Source organism: Methylobacter luteus IMV-B-3098 (genome assembly GCF_000427625.1).
In the GTDB taxonomy this organism is placed as follows: Bacteria; Pseudomonadota; Gammaproteobacteria; order Methylococcales; family Methylomonadaceae; genus Methylobacter; species Methylobacter luteus.
Window position 1 is genome coordinate 2,135,400 of the sequence record NZ_KE386569.1, and the last position, 22,334, is coordinate 2,157,733.

21 protein-coding genes and 3 tRNA genes are annotated in these 22,334 nt (G+C 44.4%); 4 read left to right on the forward strand and 20 right to left on the reverse strand.

Annotated elements, in window-relative coordinates; translation table 11 throughout:
• Positions 1-2: 2 nt before the first annotated feature.
• The 6 genes from hflC to METLU_RS0111800 all read right to left on the reverse strand — a co-directional run bounded on the left by hflC (position 3) and on the right by METLU_RS0111800 (position 6,408).
• Positions 3-860 (reverse strand): protease modulator HflC, encoded by an 858-nt coding sequence (hflC, locus tag METLU_RS0111770; protein WP_027158384.1) that lies wholly within the window; start codon positions 858-860, stop codon positions 3-5.
• Positions 860-2,053 (reverse strand): FtsH protease activity modulator HflK, encoded by a 1,194-nt coding sequence (gene hflK / locus METLU_RS0111775; protein ID WP_027158385.1) that lies wholly within the window; start codon positions 2,051-2,053, stop codon positions 860-862. Before hflK ends, hflC begins: the two co-directional genes overlap by 1 nt.
• Before the next feature lie 174 nt (positions 2,054-2,227).
• A complete protein-coding gene (gene hflX / locus METLU_RS0111780) occupies positions 2,228-3,493 on the reverse strand; it encodes a ribosome rescue GTPase HflX (RefSeq protein WP_027158386.1) in 1,266 nt (421 codons plus the stop codon).
• Between the two features lie 89 nt (positions 3,494-3,582).
• Positions 3,583-3,822, reverse strand: a complete 240-nt coding sequence (gene hfq, locus METLU_RS0111785; RefSeq protein ID WP_020160432.1) for an RNA chaperone Hfq — start codon at positions 3,820-3,822, stop codon at positions 3,583-3,585.
• Positions 3,823-4,912: 1,090 nt separating this feature from the next.
• Positions 4,913-5,686, reverse strand: coding sequence for an alpha/beta fold hydrolase (locus METLU_RS0111795; protein ID WP_027158388.1), 774 nt, complete (start codon positions 5,684-5,686; stop codon positions 4,913-4,915).
• Positions 5,686-6,408, reverse strand: coding sequence for a DUF445 domain-containing protein (locus tag METLU_RS0111800; RefSeq protein WP_081679089.1), 723 nt, complete (start codon positions 6,406-6,408; stop codon positions 5,686-5,688). The genes METLU_RS0111795 and METLU_RS0111800 overlap by 1 nt, the downstream gene beginning before the upstream one ends.
• 261 nt (positions 6,409-6,669) lie before the next feature.
• Here METLU_RS0111800 and METLU_RS29175 point away from each other — a divergent pair, with 261 nt between their 5' ends.
• A complete protein-coding gene (locus METLU_RS29175; RefSeq protein ID WP_407939113.1) occupies positions 6,670-7,011 on the forward strand; it encodes a transposase in 342 nt (113 codons plus the stop codon).
• Between the two features lie 511 nt (positions 7,012-7,522).
• Here the strand turns inward: METLU_RS29175 and METLU_RS0111810 are convergent.
• From METLU_RS0111810 to METLU_RS0111825, 4 genes are all read right to left on the reverse strand, one after another.
• Positions 7,523-8,704 (reverse strand): BaiN/RdsA family NAD(P)/FAD-dependent oxidoreductase, encoded by a 1,182-nt coding sequence (locus tag METLU_RS0111810; protein WP_027158390.1) that lies wholly within the window; start codon positions 8,702-8,704, stop codon positions 7,523-7,525.
• Between the two features lie 122 nt (positions 8,705-8,826).
• Positions 8,827-9,141: a hypothetical protein gene (locus METLU_RS0111815; RefSeq protein WP_027158391.1), complete on the reverse strand. Its 315-nt coding sequence runs from the start codon at positions 9,139-9,141 to the stop codon at positions 8,827-8,829.
• An 18-nt stretch (positions 9,142-9,159) separates the two neighbouring features.
• Positions 9,160-11,247: a V-type H(+)-translocating pyrophosphatase gene (locus METLU_RS0111820; RefSeq protein WP_027158392.1), complete on the reverse strand. Its 2,088-nt coding sequence runs from the start codon at positions 11,245-11,247 to the stop codon at positions 9,160-9,162.
• Between the two features lie 359 nt (positions 11,248-11,606).
• Positions 11,607-12,056 (reverse strand): host attachment protein, encoded by a 450-nt coding sequence (locus METLU_RS0111825; protein ID WP_027158393.1) that lies wholly within the window; start codon positions 12,054-12,056, stop codon positions 11,607-11,609.
• 476 nt (positions 12,057-12,532) lie between these two features.
• On the opposite strand from METLU_RS0111825, the gene METLU_RS0111830 reads away from it, so the two are divergent.
• Positions 12,533-12,769, forward strand: coding sequence for a hypothetical protein (locus METLU_RS0111830; RefSeq protein WP_027158394.1), 237 nt, complete (start codon positions 12,533-12,535; stop codon positions 12,767-12,769).
• Between the two features lie 141 nt (positions 12,770-12,910).
• Positions 12,911-14,263, forward strand: coding sequence for an IS1182 family transposase (locus METLU_RS0111835; protein WP_027158166.1), 1,353 nt, complete (start codon positions 12,911-12,913; stop codon positions 14,261-14,263).
• A 245-nt stretch (positions 14,264-14,508) separates the two neighbouring features.
• Here METLU_RS0111835 and METLU_RS0111840 read toward each other — a convergent pair.
• From METLU_RS0111840 to METLU_RS0111860, 5 genes are all read right to left on the reverse strand, one after another.
• Positions 14,509-14,584: transfer RNA gene (locus METLU_RS0111840), tRNA-Glu, on the reverse strand.
• A gap of 138 nt (positions 14,585-14,722) precedes the next feature.
• Positions 14,723-14,798: transfer RNA gene (locus METLU_RS0111845), tRNA-Glu, on the reverse strand.
• A gap of 29 nt (positions 14,799-14,827) precedes the next feature.
• Positions 14,828-14,903, reverse strand: a tRNA-Ala gene (locus tag METLU_RS0111850).
• A gap of 47 nt (positions 14,904-14,950) precedes the next feature.
• Positions 14,951-16,354 carry a glutamate--tRNA ligase gene (gene gltX, locus METLU_RS0111855; RefSeq protein ID WP_027158395.1) on the reverse strand — a complete coding sequence of 468 codons (1,404 nt, stop codon included), beginning with the start codon at positions 16,352-16,354 and terminating at the stop codon, positions 14,951-14,953.
• Positions 16,355-16,361: 7 nt separating this feature from the next.
• Positions 16,362-16,811 (reverse strand): tetratricopeptide repeat protein, encoded by a 450-nt coding sequence (locus tag METLU_RS0111860; RefSeq protein ID WP_231383593.1) that lies wholly within the window; start codon positions 16,809-16,811, stop codon positions 16,362-16,364.
• Between the two features lie 159 nt (positions 16,812-16,970).
• Between METLU_RS0111860 and METLU_RS0111865 the strand changes: the two genes are divergently transcribed.
• Entirely contained in the window at positions 16,971-18,158 is a 1,188-nt protein-coding gene (locus tag METLU_RS0111865; RefSeq protein WP_027158397.1) for an OmpA family protein, read from the forward strand.
• A gap of 424 nt (positions 18,159-18,582) precedes the next feature.
• Here the strand turns inward: METLU_RS0111865 and METLU_RS0111870 are convergent, their stop codons facing one another.
• The 5 genes from METLU_RS0111870 to orn all read right to left on the reverse strand — a co-directional run bounded on the left by METLU_RS0111870 (position 18,583) and on the right by orn (position 22,272).
• A complete protein-coding gene (locus METLU_RS0111870) occupies positions 18,583-19,095 on the reverse strand; it encodes a hypothetical protein (RefSeq protein WP_155920541.1) in 513 nt (170 codons plus the stop codon).
• A 290-nt stretch (positions 19,096-19,385) separates the two neighbouring features.
• Complete coding sequence (gene serS, locus METLU_RS0111875) at positions 19,386-20,657, reverse strand: serine--tRNA ligase (protein ID WP_027158399.1); 1,272 nt, start codon at positions 20,655-20,657, stop codon at positions 19,386-19,388.
• A gap of 23 nt (positions 20,658-20,680) precedes the next feature.
• Positions 20,681-20,998, reverse strand: a complete 318-nt coding sequence (locus tag METLU_RS0111880; protein WP_027158400.1) for a DUF190 domain-containing protein — start codon at positions 20,996-20,998, stop codon at positions 20,681-20,683.
• Positions 20,995-21,702 carry a fluoride efflux transporter CrcB gene (gene crcB / locus METLU_RS0111885; RefSeq protein WP_027158401.1) on the reverse strand — a complete coding sequence of 236 codons (708 nt, stop codon included), beginning with the start codon at positions 21,700-21,702 and terminating at the stop codon, positions 20,995-20,997. Before crcB ends, METLU_RS0111880 begins: the two co-directional genes overlap by 4 nt.
• 6 nt (positions 21,703-21,708) lie before the next feature.
• Positions 21,709-22,272 (reverse strand): oligoribonuclease, encoded by a 564-nt coding sequence (orn, locus tag METLU_RS0111890; protein WP_027158402.1) that lies wholly within the window; start codon positions 22,270-22,272, stop codon positions 21,709-21,711.
• Positions 22,273-22,334: the final 62 nt, after the last annotated feature.

Sequence of the window (22,334 nt, forward strand, 5' to 3'; positions counted from 1 at the left end):
GGCTATTTTTGCTTCTTAAAGTAGTTAAAAAAATCAGAATCGGGTTCGAGCACCATTATATCCGAGCCAGAAAAAGAATTTTTATAAGCGCTCAAACTACGAGAGAAAGCAAAGAACTCAGCATCCTGCCCATAGGCATTTGCATAAATCTCTGCGGATTTAGCATCACCCTCACCACGCAGCTTTTCCGCATCGCGATAAGCATTAGCCAGCGTTACAACTTGTTGTCTGTCCGCATCAGCACGAATCCTTTCGGCGGCTTCCGAGCCTTGTGAACGGAATTCACGAGCAACTCTTTCACGCTCCGCTTCCATTCTGCGGTAAACAGAGCTACTGACTTCGCTAGGCAAATCGATACGCTTCACTTGGACATCGACAATTTCCATACCCAAACTAGCCGCAATAACCTTGGAATTTTTAATTAAAATTTCACGAATAGCTCGACGGTCAGTCGAAACCAACTGCCTGATGTCACGTTTACTGAATTCGCTACGGAAGGCGTCTTTTATAATCTGATCAAGACGCAGATTAGCTTGATCTATGTCGCCCCCGACCACTGTATAAAAAGTGGTTACATCTCCAATTCGCCATTTAACAAAAGAATCAACAATTACGTTCTTTTTTTCCGCTGTTAAAAAGCGCTCAGGTTTCGAATCCATGGTTTGGATACGCGCATCGAACTTCTTAATATTATTAATAAAAGGTATTTTGAAATGAAGCCCAGGCTCGTAATCAAATTTTACAATTTCACCTAAACGAAATTTAATTGCCTTTTCTGTTTCATGAACTGTAAATATGCACATCATGCCTATAAGCAACAGTGCAGCTATGCCTAACAATATCTTATTATTCTGTGTCATTAGCGTCCCCTTGCATCACGACCGCGAGTTGAACTTCGCAAAGCAGGTTGCTCCATAGTTGCTGCCCGCTCAGGCTGCTCTACGGCGCTTTGAGGAACATGAGGTTGTAGATCCGAAGACGGCTGCTGGGTCATCTTATCTATTGGCAAATAAAGTACATTATTACCCCCTTTAACATCAACCACAACCGTATTGCTTTCATTTAATACGGATTCCATAGCTTCAAGATAAAGTCGTTGTCTTGTTACTTCAGGCGCCTTCTTATATTCTGCCAACAACTTGGAAAAACGGTTGACTTCACCTTCTGCCCGAGCGATAACCTGTTCCTTATAGCCCTCGGCTTCCTGGATCTTTCTAGCTGCCGCACCACGCGCTTTCGGTACGACATCATTAGAATAGGCTTCCGCTTCGTTAATCAACCGTTGCTGATCTTCGCGTGCTTTAATGGCATCTTCAAATGCGTTTTGAACCTGTTCAGGCGGCTGTGCATCCTGCAGATTTACACTAGTAACCTGAATGCCCGACTGATAACTGTCCATAATATCCTGAATTTCCTTTTTAATCTGAGCCACAATTTCACTACGCCCTTCAGTCAAAACAAAGTCCATTTTACTGCTACCAATAACACCACGCTCCGCACTCTCCGTAGCCTGTTTCAAGGTAGCCACGGGATTAGCCACATTAAAGAGAAACTGCTTGGCATCTTTAACCTGATACTGAACAGCCAAGCGGACATCGACAATATTTTCATCCTTGGTCAGCATTAACGCCTCTTTTGGCACTGATCCAAGAGCCTGCTCGCTACCGGCACTCCGATAACCTACTTCAATATAACGCTGCTGCTTAACATTGATAATTTCAACCTGTTCAATTGGCGCAGGAAAATGCCAGTTTAAGCCCGGCTGAGTTGTAATGATATATTTGCCAAAGCGTGTTTCAACACCCTGATTCCCGGCATCGACAATGTAGAAACCGGTTAAGCCCCACAAAACCACAGCACCTGCCGCCAAAAAACCAAGACCTTTTATTGGTCCACCGGAAGAACCTTCACCACCACCTCTACCGCCACCAAAAATGCCGCCCAACTTTTCTTGCCATGAACGAATCACTTCATCGAGATCAGGTGGACCCTTTTGGTCGCCCCGACCACTCCAGGGGTCTTTCTTATCGCCGCCAGGCTCATTCCAGGACATACATATGCTCCATATGGGATTATTTATAATTTATTTAAGATTATTCCGAAGGATATTCAACTCTCAGCATAAACCACAGGCCTAGCCTATCCATGCAAATCTTACATTTTTATCCAATTCTGATTGTTTAGCTGGGAAATTATCCTAAAAAAAAACACTTTGTACAAACCTAAGCTAGAGTATTTCTTCAATTTCTACTGATTTGAGCAAGCCCAAATGTTTCGCATCAATCTCGATAACCAATTCATAACCACCGAAATCATCAACTTGCTCTTCGAGAATTTTAGCAACAGAAAATAGTTTAGCTCTCACATCACCTTGATCGGGTCTTAGATAGCATTTTCTTTTGATTCTAGTGCTTGAAAATATTTCCGCCAATGCTTGATAAAGTAGCTCAACGCCCGCCCCGGTTTCGGCAGATATCCATACACGCACAGGATTTCCGGCATCATCACGATCAATACGAGGACTAATGCCAGTCAATAAATCGATTTTATTGAAAATCTCCAATTGCCTGACTTCGTTAGCCTCAATATCTTCCAGAACCTGATTGACTTGAATTATAGTCTCATCTCTGTCTTCGGCATTAGCATCAATTACATGCAACAACAAATCGGCTTCACTGGCTTCCTGCAGAGTCGATTTAAATGATGCAACTAGTTCATGCGGCAAATGACGAATAAAGCCAACCGTATCGGCAAGCACTATTTCCGAACTATTGGGCAATTGACAATTACGTAATGTTGGATCCAGGGTGGCGAAAAGCTGATCCGCTGCGTAAATATTCGCTCCAGTCAATTTATTAAATAATGTTGATTTCCCGGCATTGGTGTAACCCACCAACGAAACGGACGGAATTTCGGCTTTTTTTCTTTTACTCCGTCCTTGATGCCTTTGTTTGTCAACTTTTTCCAATCGCTGTTGAATCTGCTTAATGCGCAAACCCAATAGTCTCCGGTCGGTTTCCAGCTGAGTTTCACCTGGACCACGCAGGCCGATACCACCTTTTTGGCGCTCTAAATGCGTCCAACCTCTGACTAGTCGAGTTGATAAATGACGTAGTTGAGCCAGTTCAACCTGTAATTTGCCTTCAAATGTTTGCGCACGCTGGGCAAAGATATCAAGAATCAGTCCGTTCCTGTCGACCACTCGAACACCTAATGCATTCTCAAGGTTTCTTTCCTGACTAGGCGAAAGCGGATGATTAAATAAAACGATATCTACAGACTGGCTTTCTATAACATTTTTAAGCTCATCAAGCTTACCCGTTCCAACAAAATATTTCGGATCAGGGCTGCGTCGACTGCCGGTCACCACATGAACAGGATCTGTGCCGGCCGATTTAGCCAATTCCTTTAATTCTAAAAGATCTTCCTGCCCGGAATGAAGTGTTAGATGAACCAGAACCGCTCGTTCACCTGAGTCAGGACGATCAAACAATTAAGCGCTCCAGTGCCATATTTATAAAAAGATTGATATTTTCTTGTGTTTTAATGTTTTTCAGCACCAAGACTTACTCGCACAAAGAGTTATTCTTCATTAGATTCGTTTTCACGCGTCAGCTTTACGGCTTTACTCGGTACAATCGTTGAAATGGCATGCTTGTATACCATTTGACTGACTGTATTCTTGAGCATAATCACATACTGATCAAATGAATCCACCTTTCCTTGCAATTTAATTCCATTAACAAGGAAAATTGAAACAGGCGTATGTTCTTTTCTAAGCGTATTTAGAAAATTATCCTGCAAATTCTGACCTTTTGACATCCGGTTTCTCCTTATTATTTTTTATAAAAAAAGCTGCTTAAGACAATTGCAATTAAAAGTCATGCCAAACGTTTATGAAATAACCCAAAAATTGCTTCTAGATATTTTAACGCCATTCAGACTGAATTTTCATATATTCCTACTTTCTCATGAATAAAAATATTATGTAGTTGACATCATCGTTAAATATTCACCTGACTGAACTGATCTCTACCTGTTTATTTTGCCTGCATCCGGCAGGAAATCGAATCTTCTTGACCGGTTTGTCTCCTTCATAAAGCTTTATTTGCACGCTTATAGCCGCAAACACATTAACTTTTCAGACAATGCCAAAATCTTATGCTTGCCAAGCCAACGTTTGATTGCTGTTTTTTGAGTCTCTGTTTTTGACATGATTACTGACACCCCGTTTGCCCGGCAAAAATACTCAAGCCCATCATGAACCACTAAACATAACCGCCATTTTCCGAAACATTTAAATTCAATTCTTTAAATAGTCTCACTGAACCGAGCCAGCCGCTCACGTCAATTCTCTTTATATTGTCACCCGTAACCGAGAAAAATATCAGCCAAATAGACAAATAGTTTTTACTGTGCTCAAACGCGTCAATTCTATGACAATAACATTAGCTTTTTGTGCAAACCATTTGTTATCTATATTCGCTGCTATCGTCATTTTTACTGGCAATGACCGCTCATATTGCCCCTTACTTTAACTTATGTAATCAGTAATTTTTGATCTCGAATTTTGCCAACAATCCGTTTTCAACGATTGTGGACTTCACTCAAAAACAGACTGTAGTTTTGGACATACTGACTATTCTATTTTTAACTCAGCCCGACATCACTGAAGAAGGAATTATCATCCACAACAACACAGACCGTAGTTTTTTGCAGCAGTTTAAGATTTTTTTACAATTCGGGCTAAAGTTGATCGAAGATACGGAAAACGCGGGCCTCTATACGAGTCTTTATATTAATATCAGAAGAAACTCTGCTTTAGGTAGACCCTTTAATGAGGCATCAATCCACGATCCGTATCTTTGCAACTAAGGACTTTTCTTTAGTGAGTGACAGACAGGTTTTTATTTTAATTTAATAAAAAATTCTTAACCCACTCTATAAAAATTTCCGGCTGTTGCACATGCAGCCAATGCCCGGCATTAGCAATGATACTGAGCGTAGCTTCAGGAAATAACTCAGCAATATCATCAGGCTGGACATAATCCGAATCCGCTCCGGCAATAAACAGTGTATTTCCGGCAAAAGGCGGCAGTTGCCCGGCATCTGGAAAAGCAATTATATTCGGTGCCATTCGGTAAAAAACATCCAGATCAATTCTCCAGCGATATTCGCCGTGGTTCAGTACAAGATTTTGCAATAAAAATTGACGATAGCTCAGTTCCGGTATGTCAGCGGCCAGCATAGCTTCGGCCTGCTTGCGATTGCTGATCTCATTAAGTGGTAAGGACTTCAGTGCCTGAATGAGATGGTCAAAACTATGCTTATAACTGACCGGAGCGATATCAACGACAATCAATTTATCCACATGCTCGGGATAATTAAGCGCGAACCACATAGCAACCTTACCGCCCATGCTATGCCCCAATAAATTGACCTTCTTTAATCCCAACCGATCGATAAAGAGTTTAAGATCGGCCACCATAGAAGGATAATCCATCAATGGGTCATGAGGCGATGAACCATGATTACGCATATCCGGCATATAAACATGAAATTTAGCCGAAAGCTTTTCCGCTACCTGGCGCCAGTTGCGTGAGGAAGCGAAAAAGCCATGCAGGATAATTAAGTGACAATCATCCGAATTACCCAGCTCTTCAAATGCTAATTCGACAGTTTTCATTAGGCGAAACTGAATACGGCGCCCAGCAAGCCACCAAAAATACCACCCCAAACAACCAGCCACCCCAAATGCTCGCGAATTATCGACTGAACCATTTCCTTAACTAATTGAGGTGTTAGTTCACTCAACCGCTTATCAATCACTGTTTCAATTTTACCAACAATGTCCTCGCCGATTTTATGTGCATTCAAGCCTTGCTGCAGCGCTGCTTTAAAGCGGTCGGATTCAACTGTTTCTGTCAACGTATGTTTCATCTTTTCAGTAAAGGGTTCTCTTAAGGGCACTAATGCTTCCGGCCCTCCCATCATCATCAACATGCCACCAAAAGAAGAGCCCATGATCGATGCAACCAAACCTTCATACACTTTGTCATAATCGACCGCGTTTAATAATGGCTCTAAATTCAACACTTTTTCGCCTTCCTGTTCTTCAGCCTCAATAAAATTTTCAATATTATCAACTGTAAAGAACTGTTGCATCATGAGTCGTTTGATGGAGTTCTTAAACTCTTCAAAGCGATTAGGTATTACGCCAGAACCATATAAAAAAGGCACTTTCTCAAATAGCATATAAATAGCCAACCAGTTGGTAATTGCCCCCGACAAGGCAAAATAACCAATCGCTTTTATCAGTTCCTGTTGTATTGGACAGATATAGCCCGTGATAATAATCGCAATAGCGATCAGATTAGTAAGAAAACTTTTAGTAATTATTTTTTCCATTGTTTTTAAGATAGCGTTGGTAAGCGTCTCCAACCATCACTATTGAAAAATCCAAAATTTTGGCTGAAACGGGTGTGCATGAACAACTAACACCAAGTCTTCAATGCAGATGTTCTCTGCCAGAACTTCTGTTTTGAATTGTTATTTTTATTATATCAAGGCTTTGCCAGTGTATGTGATATTGATAAATTTGATAATGATCTTGCCCCGATCTAGCGGACAACTCGGTTAAGAGAGTAATCTCTGAGCCCGAGGTCAACAATAAAAAACAAAAAAGAATCAACTGCGCCTGCTGTTCGCAGTCAATATACAGCCCCGTTTAAAGAACAGGCGTTGGAACGCGCAGAACACGATGGCATCCCCAGGGCAGCTCAGGGTTTAGGGCTTTCCGAATCGATGTGGTATTTATGGCGAGCCAAACGCCGTCAAACGGGGCAGTCATGCGAAGATCAGACGCTTCAACACGTTGAAATAGCGCGGCTCAAACGAGAAAATGCCCGTCTTGAAGAGGAAGTGGCTTGCCTAAACAAGGCGGCCGCGTATTTATGCCCTCTGGGTACTTCGCGAAACGACCCAAGTGAAGTCCGCCATGCTCAAGGCTAACGAAAATCAATTCCCCACGGCTATGCTGTGCCGCATGGCATCGGTTTCACGTAGTGGCTCACCGCTGGAGACACAGGCCGCTTTCCGATAGAAAACAGGCCAATCTAGGGCTGGCTGAAGCCATTAAACGCATTTTTGATGATGAGAAAAGCCGGCCAGGTTGACCCGGAATCACTCGACGACTCCAGGCAGAAGGTGTACCGGCTAGCCGACATCGAGGGGGGCAGAATCATGCGAGGCAACGACTGGGGAGCCAAAGCGGCCAGGAAATGTTTGAGGTGTAACCCTCGCAAAAGGCTTCACTCCCAATGAGGCTATCTCAGCCCGGAAGCTTTTGAAACAAAAAAAGCCGCTTAGTCGAGTGTCTATAAAATCCGGGCAAGATCAGAGTCAGGTTATCTAATGTCTGACTCCGCCAAGCATCACAGTCAACAACCCAAACCAGAATATAAACCATAGATAAAAATATACTGAGATTTGTTTCACAGAAGACTAAATGGCTTAGACACATCTACACATACTGCCCCGCACACCAGGCCGACGACCATGCCCATTGAAAGTTGTAGCCGCCCAACCATCCGGTAACATCCAGTACTTCGCCAATAAAATAAAGTCCCGGCACAGCCTTGCTTTCCATTGTTTTCGAAGAAATAGCTTCACAGTCAACTCCGCCGCTAGTTATTTCAGCAGTACGATAGCCTTCAGTGCCGTTAGGTTTAATGGTCCAGTTATGAATCTGTTTTGAAATCTGTTCAATCTGTTTGTCGGAAAGATCCTGCAAGGAGCTCTCCAGCACATCGTCAGTGAATAAGCTATTGATCAATCGTTTGGGTAAATAGCTGTCCAGACACGTTTTCATCTTGCTTTTTATCTTTTGTTGCCGCTTTGATTTCAGTTCCACGCTCAGATTCATATCCGGCAGCAGATTAATCATTATTTCCTCTCCGGGTCGCCAATACGATGAAATCTGCAAGACAGCCGGGCCACTCAATCCACGATGGGTAAACAAAATATTTTCTCTAAAGCTCCGGCTTTTGTTACTGATGACGCACAGAACCGCGATTCCCGATAAAGTCGAGAATTTGGCTTTATCTTCTGGCTGCAAGGTAAACGGTACCAAGCCTGCACGCGTAGGCCACACTGTTATGCCAAATTGTTGAGCGATTTTATAACCCAGCGGCGTAGCGCCCATTTTCGGTATGGACAGGCCACCGGTCGCAACCACCAGTGACTGACAGATATAGTTGCCTTTGTTTGTTTTAAGATGGAAGCCCTTATTGCTTGCTGGCTCAATAGTATCTATGCTCGTGTTCAACTTTATAACCACGCCGGCATTATTGCATTCCGATAACAGCATATTGAGAATATCACGAGCACTTTCATCACAAAACAGTTGCCCGTGCTCTCTTTCATGAAATGGAATATGGTAGCGCCCGACTAGGGCCAAAAAATCCCACTGTGTGTATCGGCTTAGGGCTGATTTGCAAAAATGCGGATTATGCGAAATATAATTATCAGGCCCAACCTCATAATTAGTAAAATTGCAGCGGCCGCCGCCCGACATCAGGATTTTTTTGCCGGCCTTATTGGCATGATCCAGAACGATGGCTTTCCGGCCTCGTTTGCCCGCCTCGGCTGCGCACATTAATCCCGAGGCGCCCGCTCCTATAATGATGACATCGGCCTCAATCATGACCTGCACTCACACAAAAGCGGGCAACTATACAGCAAATCCGGTCATATTTTAATCATAAAAAAGCCCGATTATATGGCCAGGCTTTTTTTATATTGGAAATATTGCGGCTCACTAAACCTCTAGAAAAGTTCAGGAAAACTATCCGGCTCATGCATGATCTCAGGACCAAGCTCACTGAATTTAAACAATCTCATAGCGCGCTCACCATTGTAATCGACCACTCGTAGATGATCGGTTTCATATAAATCATGGGTTGCGATATCGAAATGTTTGCCATATCGTTCTTTTGCCAGTTCCAAAGGAATTTCGTGAGCGATAAATTTATAGATGCCTTTGCCAGCCAATTTTTCCAGAAACAACTCGTGTTCAACATCATCATGCTGCGAAAGAACCACCAAAGTACCGCTGCCAGAGAATAATAAATACGCTTTCACAATTGACCCTCCTCTCTGCTAACCTAACAAGGGAGCAATAACCAGACTAACAATAGCCATGACATTGATAAGAATATTCATTGATGGACCGGCAGTATCCTTAAAGGGATCGCCAACTGTATCTCCGACAACGGCGGACTTATGGGCTTCAGATCCCCTGCCGCCATGATGGCCTTTTTCAATATACTTCTTGGCATTGTCCCAGGCACCGCCTGCGTTCGCCATCATCAGCGCCAATAAAACGCACGAAAGCAGCGCGCCTCCCAGCATGCCGCCCAGCGCTTCAGGACCGAGTATAAAACCTACCACGGGCGGCGCGGCAATAGCAATCACTCCGGGCAAAATCATTTTTTTAAGCGCTGCTTTAGTGGCTATGTCAATGCAGGTTGCGGTATCCGGATCAGCGTTTGCTTCCAGCAAACCAGGAATCTCGCGGAATTGTCGGCGAATTTCCTTGATCATCTCGAATGCGGCATCGCCAACTGCTGTCATTGTAATTGCAGTGATAAGATAAGGCAGCATACCGCCAATAAAAAGACCAATCAGTACATCCGAATTATTTAAATTCAACTGGAAATCTTCGATGCGAACACTCACAGTTTCAACATAAGCAGTAATAATTGCCAAGGCCGCCAAAGCCGCGGCACCGATAGCAAAGCCTTTACCGATTGCAGCCGTAGTATTGCCCACTTCATCAAGAGAATCTGTAATTGCACGGGTTTTAGCCCCTAGCCCTGCCATCTCGGCAATGCCGCCGGCATTATCGGCAATGGGTCCATAGGCGTCGATCGCCATGGTGATGCCCACAGTTGCCAGCATACCCACTGCCGCAATACCAACACCATATAAACCCACCAATGAACTGCTAATTAAAATTACTGCACAAATTGTCACCACCGGTACGACGACGGATTCCATACCTACAGCCAGGCCCGTGATCATCACTGTAGCCGGTCCGGTTTCCCCTGATTCAGCAATTCGATGAACCGGCTTACTGGCCGTGTAATATTCAGTTACCAGACCGATAATTACGCCACCCGCAGCACCAGCCAGCACAGCTAATGCAACTTTTAAGCTAATCCCCATGCCGGCTACCACAAGAAAAGATGTCAGGATAAACAAAATAGACGCACCCAATGTACCACTACGCAAGGCCAATTCAGGTTTCTCGCTGGCATTTAACTTGAGTTCCATCAGAGGTTTAGCAAGAAACCCTAAAACATCATACTTTAGAAGAACTTCAGTCTGTTTGTTACCCGCTTGATGCACTAAAGCAATACCCGCTATGGAACAGATCAGTCCCGTAGAAGATAAGGCTAGCGGCAAAAACATCAGATCCTCACGCAAACCCAAGGGATCAATAACGTCAGCCGCCATAGAACCGGCCATAGCAATTGTGGCAATCATCGCTCCACAGTAGGACTCAAAAATGTCTGACCCCATGCCGGCCACATCACCTACGTTATCGCCAACATTATCAGCAATAACGCCGGGGTTGCGTGGATCATCTTCAGGAATACCAACTTCGATTTTACCCACCAGATCCGCGCCGACATCAGCTGATTTGGTAAATATTCCACCGCCTACGCGAGAAAATAAGGCAACAGTTGATGCCCCCATGCCAAATCCGTGAATTGCATGGGCCGTCTCCGCATCGCCACCAAAAAATAAATAGAGCGAACCCAATCCAAGCAGACCTAAGGAAGCTACGGCCAATCCCATCACGGAACCGCCAAAAAAAGCGACTGATAATGCAGCGGACATACCGTCCTCATAAGCAGCGGTAGTTGTTCTGACATTGGCTCTGGTGGCGGTAAACATGCCAAGAAAACCGGCTAGTCCTGAGGTTATTGCTCCGACAATAAATGCCAACGTTGTCATCCACCCCAGCGAAAAAAACAGCAATACAACTAATACGCCAGCAAATATGCTCAGCATCGTATATTCGCGCCGCATAAAAACCATTGCTCCTAGATGAATCTCGCGTGCAATTTTAGTGACCTTTTCACCACCTTCGCGATAACGCATTACCTTTAGAAAAATTATGAAAGCGACTAGCAGCCCGAATAGGCCAAACAACGGCGGAATAAAAGTTGTTTGCATCATTAGTATTCCCCATTTTTTATTATTAATCCATTCGATATTAAATAGTTAACATCACTCAGTAATATTTATTATTTAAAATAATTATTGGTTCTTTACGATGCCTACTTTAAACCGCTCTAAGCTGTTATAAACAAAAAATTCATAATATGGATTAAAAATAGAATTAAGCCATAGAAAAATAGATATTTACCTTACTAAGTCATTTTAGATTTTTACTACTTTAAATAACTTTATAACTCACAATCATCTTAAATTTTTTAATCCAAGTGAAAGTAATTGAATAATTAATTTATTGAAATGTCCGAATTAAAATTAAGTAAACAGATGACAATACATTACTACCACTTGTTCCAACTTAATCACAAGCTAGGCAAATACATAGGCAGATGCGCTCGAATTTCAGCAGCGCTATGCGTAGTAATGGATTTATCGAGCTCTAGACAAACTGTTTTTTTAACTTGTTCAGGCAAATTATTGCGAAGCATCCCCAAAAACGTAGGCTCTGCAATGATCACCAACTGCTCAAACTTATTTTCACCACGTGCCTCTTGCAGATGCTGAGCAATGGAATGAGCGAAATTACTGGCTTCGTGTTTTTTCGGATCGCTAGATGGATTGTAAGGATGCCCTTCTACACCACCACCAACATGCCGCATTCTTCCCGGCAGATCAGAAGTGATCTCCCTATCATGTAGACGCCCTTCCGTATGGGCAATATCTTCAAGTTCTTCTAAAGATGAAGAAGGCGTATCGGCAGTAAATATTCGCGCACGACTACTATCGGCAACAAGTATCCAGAATGATTTCATAGCTGTTCTCCTTTAGTAAGAAATTTCCCAGTAGACTCTTCAACATTATTCTTTATTACTAAAAAGATCCATACGTATACTTACATAGGGCTATTTAGCCAGAACTACTGCCTTACATTTATTTTCTAAGTGCTTTTACTTAAGTTATTGCACTAATTTATTTGCTCCAGGTATTACGTTATAAAGGTTTAAAAAACTAAAATGGTTATATAGAAACATTAAATTAATGTTTAGGTGTGAGTTTCTTTGGCCATGCAACAAGACAGGAGAAAAATAAAGTGGCTGCTTCTTACACTAATGAGTCACTTCATATTCATTCCTTACAATCAAGATATTCTAAAGCGATATGGAACTATAGGAATATCGGAATATGATTGTTGAATCTATATATTATTCTGAATTAGCAGTCATACATGATAACGAGCGATAAACTCATGCTTAATAAAGCGACTTTAAACCATTACTGATTAATGACTATGCAATATTTCATTATTGTCGCTTTAACGTGCATTACAATACTTGCCACAGCTCAAGCATCAGAACTTCCAAAAGATCAGAAGCAGTATCAAAAAACACAACAAAAAAATATTGCCGCCAAAATCCTTGTTCAAAATCCGCAGTTAGAAACTTATTTCAACGAAGGCCAATGTCTATCATGCCATGGCATCAATCAGTTACAAGGGCTTTTCATTGAAACTAAACAAAAACATTAGTTTGGCATGATGGAAGTTAAATTATTATAACGCCGGGATACATCATTCCCGTGCCTAGGAGTCTGTCGGACTTATCAGCATTTAAATCTCATCAGTTGTAAAATAGTGATGAGTTCAATCATTTTACCGCCATGATTTCTGATGAGTCGCTTTATTCAGTTTGATCGTAACCAACAGTATTTGCTTCCGCCGTCCGTGGACGAATGGTTGCCGGAAGACCACCTGGCACGCTTTATCGTCGAAGTGATCGATCAGCTCGATCTATCAAAACTGACAGGCCATTATTCTGGACGGGGTTCAGCGGCTTATCATCCGGCACTGCTGTTGGCCCTGCTGATCTATGGTTATGCGACCGGCACGTTCTCCAGTCGCAAGATCGAGCGGGCAACCTACGATTCAGTGGCGTTTCGGTTCATTGCTGCCAATCATCATCCCGATCATGACACCCTGGCTCATTTCCGCAAGACCTTTCTGGTGGAGTTGGAGGACTTGTTCGTACAAGTGCTGACACTGGCGCAGACGATGAAACTCGTCAAGCTGGGACAGATTTCGCTGGATGGTACCAAAATCAAGGCCAATGCCTCGAAGCACAAGGCCTTGTCCCATGGCCACATCGAAAAGCTGGAAGCGCAATTGCGTGAGGAAGTGCAGGCCCTGCTGAAAAAGGCAGCGGACGTTGATCAGGAAGAATTGGCCGACGGTATCGATTTGCCGGCGGAAGTCGCGCGTCGGGAAGATCGCTTGAAAGCCTTGGCGGAAGCCAAGGCCAAGATTGCCGAACGGGTTAAAGAACGGGACGAACAAGCCCAAAAAGACCACCAGGAGAGACTGGCTGACCGGGAGCGCCAGCGCCAGGCGGGCAAAAAACCCCGAGGCCAGGAGCCCAAGGCGCCCGAAACCGGCCCCCAAGCTAAGGACCAGATCAACCTGACCGACGAAGCATCGCGGATCATGCCGAGCAAGGACGGCTTCGTGCAGGGCTACAATGCCCAGGCGGCCGTCGATGTTGACAGCCTGCTGGTGGTTGCCGCCACGCTCAGCCAGCATACCAACGACAAGCGGCAAGTCGAGCCGATGCTGAAAGCGCTGAACGCCTTGCCGGACAGCCTCGGCAAGCCGGAAATGCTGCTGGCCGACAACGGCTACTTCAGCAAAGACAACATCCAGGCCTGTGTGGAGCAAAAAATTACACCCCTCATCGCGCTGGGCCGGGAAGCCCATCATCTGCCATTGGCGGAACGCCTGACGCCGGATGCACCGGAACCTGAAAGCGATGACCCGCTGGTCAAAATGGCCTGGAAACTCAAAACCCAGAGTGGCCGCACGCTTTATGGTAAACGCAAAAGCACGGTCGAGCCGGTATTTGGGATCATCAAACAGGTACTGGGCTTCCGCCAATTCTCGCTGAGAGGTCTTGATGCGGTAGCTGGTGAGTGGAAACTGGTGACTATGGCCTTCAATTTAAAGCGAATGCATGTGCTGGCGGCCGGATAACGGAAAAATAACCCGAAATAGCTCTTGGTTGGGCAGAACCGAAGACTCAATGCCGCCAATAATCCATATCGGTCAAATAAGAATCATAATACTGAACCCTGTCCGACAGACTCCTAGGTATAACACGACAGGTATGCCGAAATGGCACTTTAATGAAAGGGGCTGAGATTCAACTTTAAAAAGTTGATAATAATTAGCGGGCATAAAAAAAGGGGTTATCCACATAGGATAACCCCTCTATTTAATGGCGTCCCCAGGGGGGTTCGAACCCCCGTTACCGCCGTGAAAGGGCGGTGTCCTAGGCCACTAGACGATGGGGACTAAAACTGGTTTAGTCAGCCTAATTTTTAGCAGATCTCAAAAAACCTGCTGATAGCTACTGCTTAATTCTTAACTAAATTGTACAACCCTCATGATCTAATAACTTAAAGATCATGAAACATGAATCTATTAAATTCATGGCGTCCCCAGGGGGGTTCGAACCCCCGTTACCGCCGTGAAAGGGCGGTGTCCTAGGCCACTAGACGATGGGGACTAAATTGATTTAGTCAGCCTTTAACTGCTTGGTGGAGCCAGGCGGGATCGAACCGCCGACCTCAACACTGCCAGTGTTGCGCTCTCCCAATTGAGCTATGGCCCCTTAGTTAAGAACCGCCATTTTACAGAATTTTTCAGTTATGTCCACCATTAATTTGAGTTTTTTATATAATTTATAGCTTGCAGTATCCTGGACAAGGTTTTTTCCTGGCCAAGCAGCGACAAAGTCACATCGATTGCTGGCGAAACAGAGGTGCCGGAAACCGCAACTCGTAAAGGCTGGGCCACTTTTCCCAGGTTGAGCTCCATTGCTTCGGCAAGGTTTATAACAATCTGGTGTAATTTCTCTCCTTCCCATTCGGTGACTGCGGAAAATTCATCGTGCAATCGCGCCAATACTTCCTCTGACCCCGCAGTAAAATTCTTTTTAGCGGCTTTTTCATCATAGGAATCAAAGTCTTTATAAAAGTAAATACTTGCAGACGCCATTTCAACCAATGTTTTGCTGCGCTCCCTTTGCGCCTTTACAATATCGATCAGATCCGGTCCTTCTGAAGGATCAATACCCAATTCGCCCATATGCCAGCTTAAGTGACGCGCAACATGAACAGGATCACTGTTCATAATATACTGATGGTTCAGCCATAACAGCTTTTCTGGATTAAATGTGGAGGCCGATACGTTGACATTTTCCAATTTAAAATACTCAACCATTTCATCCAAGGAGAAAATCTCCTGATCACCATGAGACCAACCCAGCCTGACCAGATAATTAAGCAGAGCATCCGGTAAATACCCATCGTCACGATATTGCATGACACTGACGGCACCGTGGCGCTTTGACAATCGAGCCCCATCGGAACCCAGTATCATAGGCAAATGTGCATATTTAGGCAGTTCGGCGCCTAACGCTTTCAGAATATTCATCTGCCGAGGCGTATTGTTTATATGATCGTCGCCGCGAATAACATGCGTCACGCCCATATCCATATCATCAACCACAACGGTTAAATTGTATGTCGGCGTACCATCGGCTCTAGCAATAATCAAATCATCGAGTTCCTTATTGGCGACAACAATTTCACCTTTGACCAGATCAGGGATAACAACAACCCCTTCAGTCGGATTCTTGAAGCGAACGACCGGCATCCCTTCCCCGCGCGGTTCAGCAGAATCCCTGCATTTACCGTTATAACGCGGCTTTTGTTTGTTAGCCATTTGCTCGGTACGTAACTGCTCCAGCTCTTCCTTGCTACAGTAGCAATAGTATGCGTCGCCTTGATCCAACAATTGCTGAATAACTTCCTTGTAGCGATCAAAACGATGAGTTTGATAAAAAGGCCCTTCATCATACTCCAACCCCAGCCAAGTCATACCTTCCAGAATGGCATTCACTGATTCCTGCGTTGAACGCTCCAGATCGGTATCTTCAATCCTTAAGATAAACCTTCCGCCATGCTTGCGCGCGTAAAGCCAGGAAAACAGGGCGGTACGAGCGCCACCCACATGCAGATAACCCGTCGGACTCGGGGCAAAACGTGTTTTTATACTCATTTGATATTTATTTCTTCAGTAAAATTTTTTTCGCATATTCTGTTGGAATCTGCCGTGCCGCGGTTAGGCGAGCTGTTTTGTAATTAAAAGCAACGCTACCTTTGGTAGTGTCATTTCTCCCCAGAAGCGCAAGGGAAGCACCATGTCCTTTGACAGCCGCTTTTTCATACCATTGCGTTGCCGTATCAACATTTTGCGGAACACCCATCCCTCTATCGTATAACGCCGCCATAACCACTTCTGCTTCAATAAGGCCTTGCTTTGCTGCTTTCAGCATCCATTCGGCCGCTTTCTGGTCATCGTGTTCGACGCCATCCCGACCCAATATATACATCGCCCCTAATTTCGCCTGGGCTAAAGCATCGCCCCGCTCCGCCATTTGTTGGATATCGTTTTCTGCCGCTTGTATGGCAATACTTGACATTAACAACGATAATAAAGCTAATAATCTAATCATTCGCCAAACCCATAATTTATAAACCATTTGTATTATTTTATGTCCTATTATAAAGATGAATTATTCATTTAGGAAAAACTCAATGTGCAGCATTTTATAACCAATTGATAATAAAAAGAAATATCAATTTTTCTATTTAGCATGATCAAGGAGAAAAAAATGAAAAAAATAATCATGATTACTGCTTTTATAACTGTCGGGATTTTGTCGGGCTGTGCATCACAACCGGTTACCACCTTTCAGGTATTTCACGCCAATGATTTTAATGCGCTTGTTAGCTCGGGACAATTTCAGCAAAAAACTGATAATTTCTTTGTTATCAATGACTCCTCTTCATCCATGGATAAAGAATATGAGGGATCAGGCTATCCTGGCCAGCCTACCCCTACAAAATTTGCTGTTGAAAAAGAAATACTCAACAGAATAAATCAGACCATGCCCGACGACCTGCGATTAACTTCAAGCATCCGCAGTTTTGGTTTCGGCCCTTGCTTGTCATGGGAATTCAGCAAGCTCAATCTCCCTCCTACAAATTATTCAAAATCAGTTTTCGGCCAAGGTATTGATTCGTTAACCTGCGCCAGCGGCGGCTCACCCATGGGTGCGGCAATTAATGAAATGGCTAAAGACTTGTCGGCAACATCCGGTAACATAGCCGTTTTGATGCTTAGTGACGGTCATGATCTGAGCGACCAGCCAGTGACTGCATTTCAATCCTTAAAACAACAGTATGGCGACAGATTATGCGTTTATACGATTTGGGTCGGTAATAAAGACGAAGAACAAGGCCAAAATGAATTGGCTAAGTTTTGGAATACTACACGCTGCGGCTACGGCGTAACAGCCGACAGCATCGCCAACCCTGACGATATGGGCAAATTTGTCCGCAGCATTTTCTTAAGAGCTGGCGCACCAATCGCAGTTGACGGCGATGATGACGGCGACGGCGTCCCCAATAGCCAGGACCAATGCCCAGGCACACCTAAAGGCGCTCATGTCAACAAATTCGGCTGCTGGATTATTGAAGGTGTGAAATTTGATTTCAATAAAAGCAATATTAAGCCCGAATACTATGGAGAACTGGACAAGGTCGCCACCGTTCTGAACAACAATCCCGGCCTTACAGTTGAAATACAAGGCCACACCGACAGCAAAGGCACCGTCGAGTATAACCAGAAATTATCAGAACGCCGTGCACAATCGGTTAAAAAATATTTAGACCGTGCAATCACTACCGATGTGAGATTATCGGCCCAAGGCTATGGCTTGACTCGTCCTATAGACACTAACGAGACCGAAGAAGGCCGGGCTAACAACCGTCGCGTGCAACTGGAAGTTATTAAATAATTTCCACTTGATTCCGCATTCAAAAAACTTCGATAACAACCACCGGCCAATGCCGGTGGATTATCCCTATGATAAAACTACAGGCATAATCAGTTTGTGCCGGTTAACCCAACATTAAGTAATTATTTACGCAAGTACCATTAAGGCTGTATTTGATCATTTACTAGCGTCGATTTAACCGAGCCGATATTAAACAAGTTGCCAGAGCATTTTGCCGGATAGGTCAATATGCCAAATCCGCCAATAAAAAATAATTATTGAGTGAATAAAAGCGGATAGACAAGAAATTGAACTGATTTTATTAAGCAGCAGCAAGATCAGGTTGAAGTTTCACAAGCACAATGCCCGCCACTCATGACGTTAGAAAAACAAAAGCTGAGGATGCAACTCTGCACCCTCAGCTTCTTAGATGATCACTTACAAATTAATGTTTGTGATCATCATCATGATCATCGTCATGACCGTGATGATGTTCTGAGTCAGGGAATCCAACAACTTCCCAGTTCATGGAACTACCGCGCTGTTCCATTGTAATATCATATCTTTTACCGTTAACTTCTAAGCAAGGAATGAATAGCTCTCCTTTATGGCCATCATTTAAGTTAACAACTGGCTCAGCATCGCAGTAGCTTGACAGGCATTCACTGACATCAAAAGATTCAACGGAAGAAACCGCTTTCGTCACAGGATCAGTGACAGTAACGAATGCTTTACCATCGTTGATCACAACATCAGTTCCGTTTGGAACTAACTGTGGCTTTGTAGCCAATTCACACAGTGCTGGCAAGGGTGCAGCTACTGGATCAACAGCTTGTACAGACAGTTGACCATTACTCACTATAAAAATCGCCCCATCTTTAACTGCAACAGGCTCTGCTCCTGCCACGTTAGCCATGAGTAAACCAGCAACTAAAGAACTTAAACCAAATTTTTTCATTATTATCTCCCAAAAACACGCATCACCATGACACATGTATTGATATCCTACAGTTTTAAAGCTTAACGAAACATTAATCAGTTCACAGTTTTATAAGTGTCTTTTAATAATCTTATTACTTATCAGTTTATAATCCACTTAAAATAATATGCCGAACCGGAATCTTAATGGAATGAGCATCAAGCCCAATACTGATGCAGAATTAGCAGATAATCATTCTGACTGATAAAAAATAACACGGCAGATAATAGAAATCAGCCATTCACTTATTTGATTCCATCAATATTCAATTACTCAATAATATCCAACCCGCCCATATAAGGCAGCAATGCTTCGGGAATGCGAACGCGTCCCTGGGCGTCCTGATAATTTTCCATAATCGCAATCAGGGTTCTGCCGGCCGCCAAACCCGAGCCATTCAATGTATGCACCAACTCGGGTTTGCCGGTTTCCGGATTGCGCCAGCGCGCCTGCAAACGACGGGCCTGAAAATCCTTGAAATTGCTGCACGAAGATATTTCGCGATAAGCCCCCTGCCCTGGCAGCCAGACTTCGAGATCATAGGTCTTCGCTGAGGAGAAACCGGTATCACCAGCGCACAACAACACCTTGCGGTAAGGCAGTTTCAGTTTTTTCAGGATGTTTTCGGCATGCGTGGTCAGTTCTTCATGCGCCTTGGCGGAATCTTCAGGCTTGACGATTTGCACCAGCTCGACCTTTTCAAACTGATGCTGGCGGATCATGCCGCGCACGTCGCGCCCGTAAGCGCCGGCTTCGCTGCGGAAACATGGCGTGTGTGAGACGAATTTCAGCGGCATGTCCTTGGCGTCGACGATGATGTCTCTGACGATGTTCGTGACCGGCACTTCGGCGGTTGGGATCAGATAGAAAGGAGTATCATTGTCGACCCTGAACAGATCAGCCTCAAACTTCGGTAGCTGGCCAGTGCCGCGTAGGCTTTCGGCATTGACCAAAAACGGCACATAGGTTTCGCTGTAACCATGCTCCAGCGTATGCGTATCCAGCATTAATTGGATAATCGCGCGCTGCAACCTTGCCAATGGACCGTTCAAGACCACAAACCGGGCACTGGCGATTTTGGCGCCCAGCTCGAAATCCATGCCCTTCTTTGAACCCAGATCGACATGATCCCTGGGTTCGAAATCAAATACAGGAATATCGCCCCAGCGGCTGATTTCAACATTGTCGTCCTCGTTTTTGCCGTCCGGCACGCTGACGTCGAGGATGTTGGGAATGCCTTCCATCAAGGCTGTCATTTGCACCTGGATTTCGGACAGTTCCGTTTCCGCCTCTTTCAGCTGATCGCCCAAATGCTGAACCTGATCCAAAAGCGGCTGAATATCTTCGCCTTTGGCCTTAGCCTGCCCAATCGCTTTGGACCGGCTGTTACGGTCATTCTGTAATTCCTGGGTTTTAACCTGCATGTCCTTGCGCCTGGCTTCCAGAAGAACGTAAGACTCCGAATTAAAACTGAACGAACGCCTGTTTAATTGTTCCTTCACAAAATCAAGATCAGCTCTAAATAAATGGGGATCTAACATGACGGTGTAGTTACCTTTTAAAATTAAGAAATTGAATGAGTATGGGCCGTCGCTGCCCAGCTAACGATATGTTTGAGCTTCAGTCTTGACTGAAGCTCATGGATGGCTTTTTCAACTTTTAAAGGCTCATCGTAAAACTCGATGATCAACGGTAATTCCAGCGACAGGTCAAGCAGTGAGGAAGTATGAATCTCACCAGATATCCCCATCCCGGCGATACCACGCATCACCGTGACACCCATGATTTTTTCCTCGTCGCGCAGAATATTCAGAACGCGATCAAGATGATCACGCCCTTCCATCGTATAAACTCTGGCAATTTTTATATCTGTTGTAGTCATATCTGCCTGCCTACCCATAAGCCCGCCCAGAGCACCAAGATACTGATCAAACCGTTGCCGACAAAAATGCCGAGCATTAAATTCAAATGGGTTTCAAATGAATAACCATGCTCTATCAAATACAGAATTAAATACAGACCGGACAAGGTTAAATAAAGACCCACTATTATGATCATAATCGCGGCCCGATATTCCATTGACATAGCTACTTTCTGCAATAAAACAGTCGCTACAATGCCTATTAAAAAAGCGCCAATGGCATTCACGACAACCAGTGCATAAGGAAACATTCCGCCCGGCCATTGAATAACGCCGTCCGAATACAGAAATAACGATCGGCCGGAAAGCAGCCCCAGCCAGACAGCCAACAGACACGCAATAAGGCTGATCAACACATTCAGTGCGGCTTTCGTAAAACTGCCCTGCTCTATCAAATAAATTGTTTCCAGCGAGAAACTCGAAAACGTCGTGAAACCGCCCATAATACCCACCAGAATCCCGGCCCGGTATTCCAAGGCAAAGGCAATACGTTGAAGAATAAGGGCTTCAGCTAATAATCCGATTAAGAACGAACCAATGACATTTACCGCTAACGTGCCGTAAGGAAAGCCTCGCCCCAGCCACTGATAAGTTCCCGTTGATACTAAAAAACGCAGCACCGAGCCGAGCGAGCCGCCCAGCGCCACAGCAATCAATTGATTCATGTCTTCTCAGGCGTTGCCCGTGCCCTTATAGGCAATGAAATGGTCCCGGTAATAACGCAACTCTTCAATGGATTCGATAATATCGCTTAAAGCCATGTGCGTCGCTTTTTTATTGAAGCCGCCTCTCAATTCCGGCGCCCAACGGGAAACCAGTTCTTTCAGCGTCGAAACATCAAGATTACGGTAATGGAAATAAGCTTCCAGTTTAGGCATATACCGGTAAAGAAAACGCCGGTCCTGGCAAATACTGTTGCCGCAGATAGGCGACTTGTTTTCCGGCACCCATTCCCTGATGAATTCCAGGGTCAGCCGTTCCGCTTCGGCATCATCAATAGTTGAAGCCTTGACTCGATCAATCAGGCCCGATTGTCCGTGATATTTCTGGTTCCAGTCGTCCATAGCCGCCAGCGCCGCATCGGACTGATGAACCGCCAGCACAGGCCCTTGAGCCAGGATATTCAAATTCTTGTCGGTAATGACCGTGGCAATCTCAATGATTAAATCAGTATCGGGATTCAGTCCGGTCATTTCCAGATCTATCCAGATGAGATTCTGTGAGTCCTGCGCCATATTATTGATTCCATAATATTAATAAGGTTGCGGTAAATTGTAGCATTGGCTAATCTGTATGC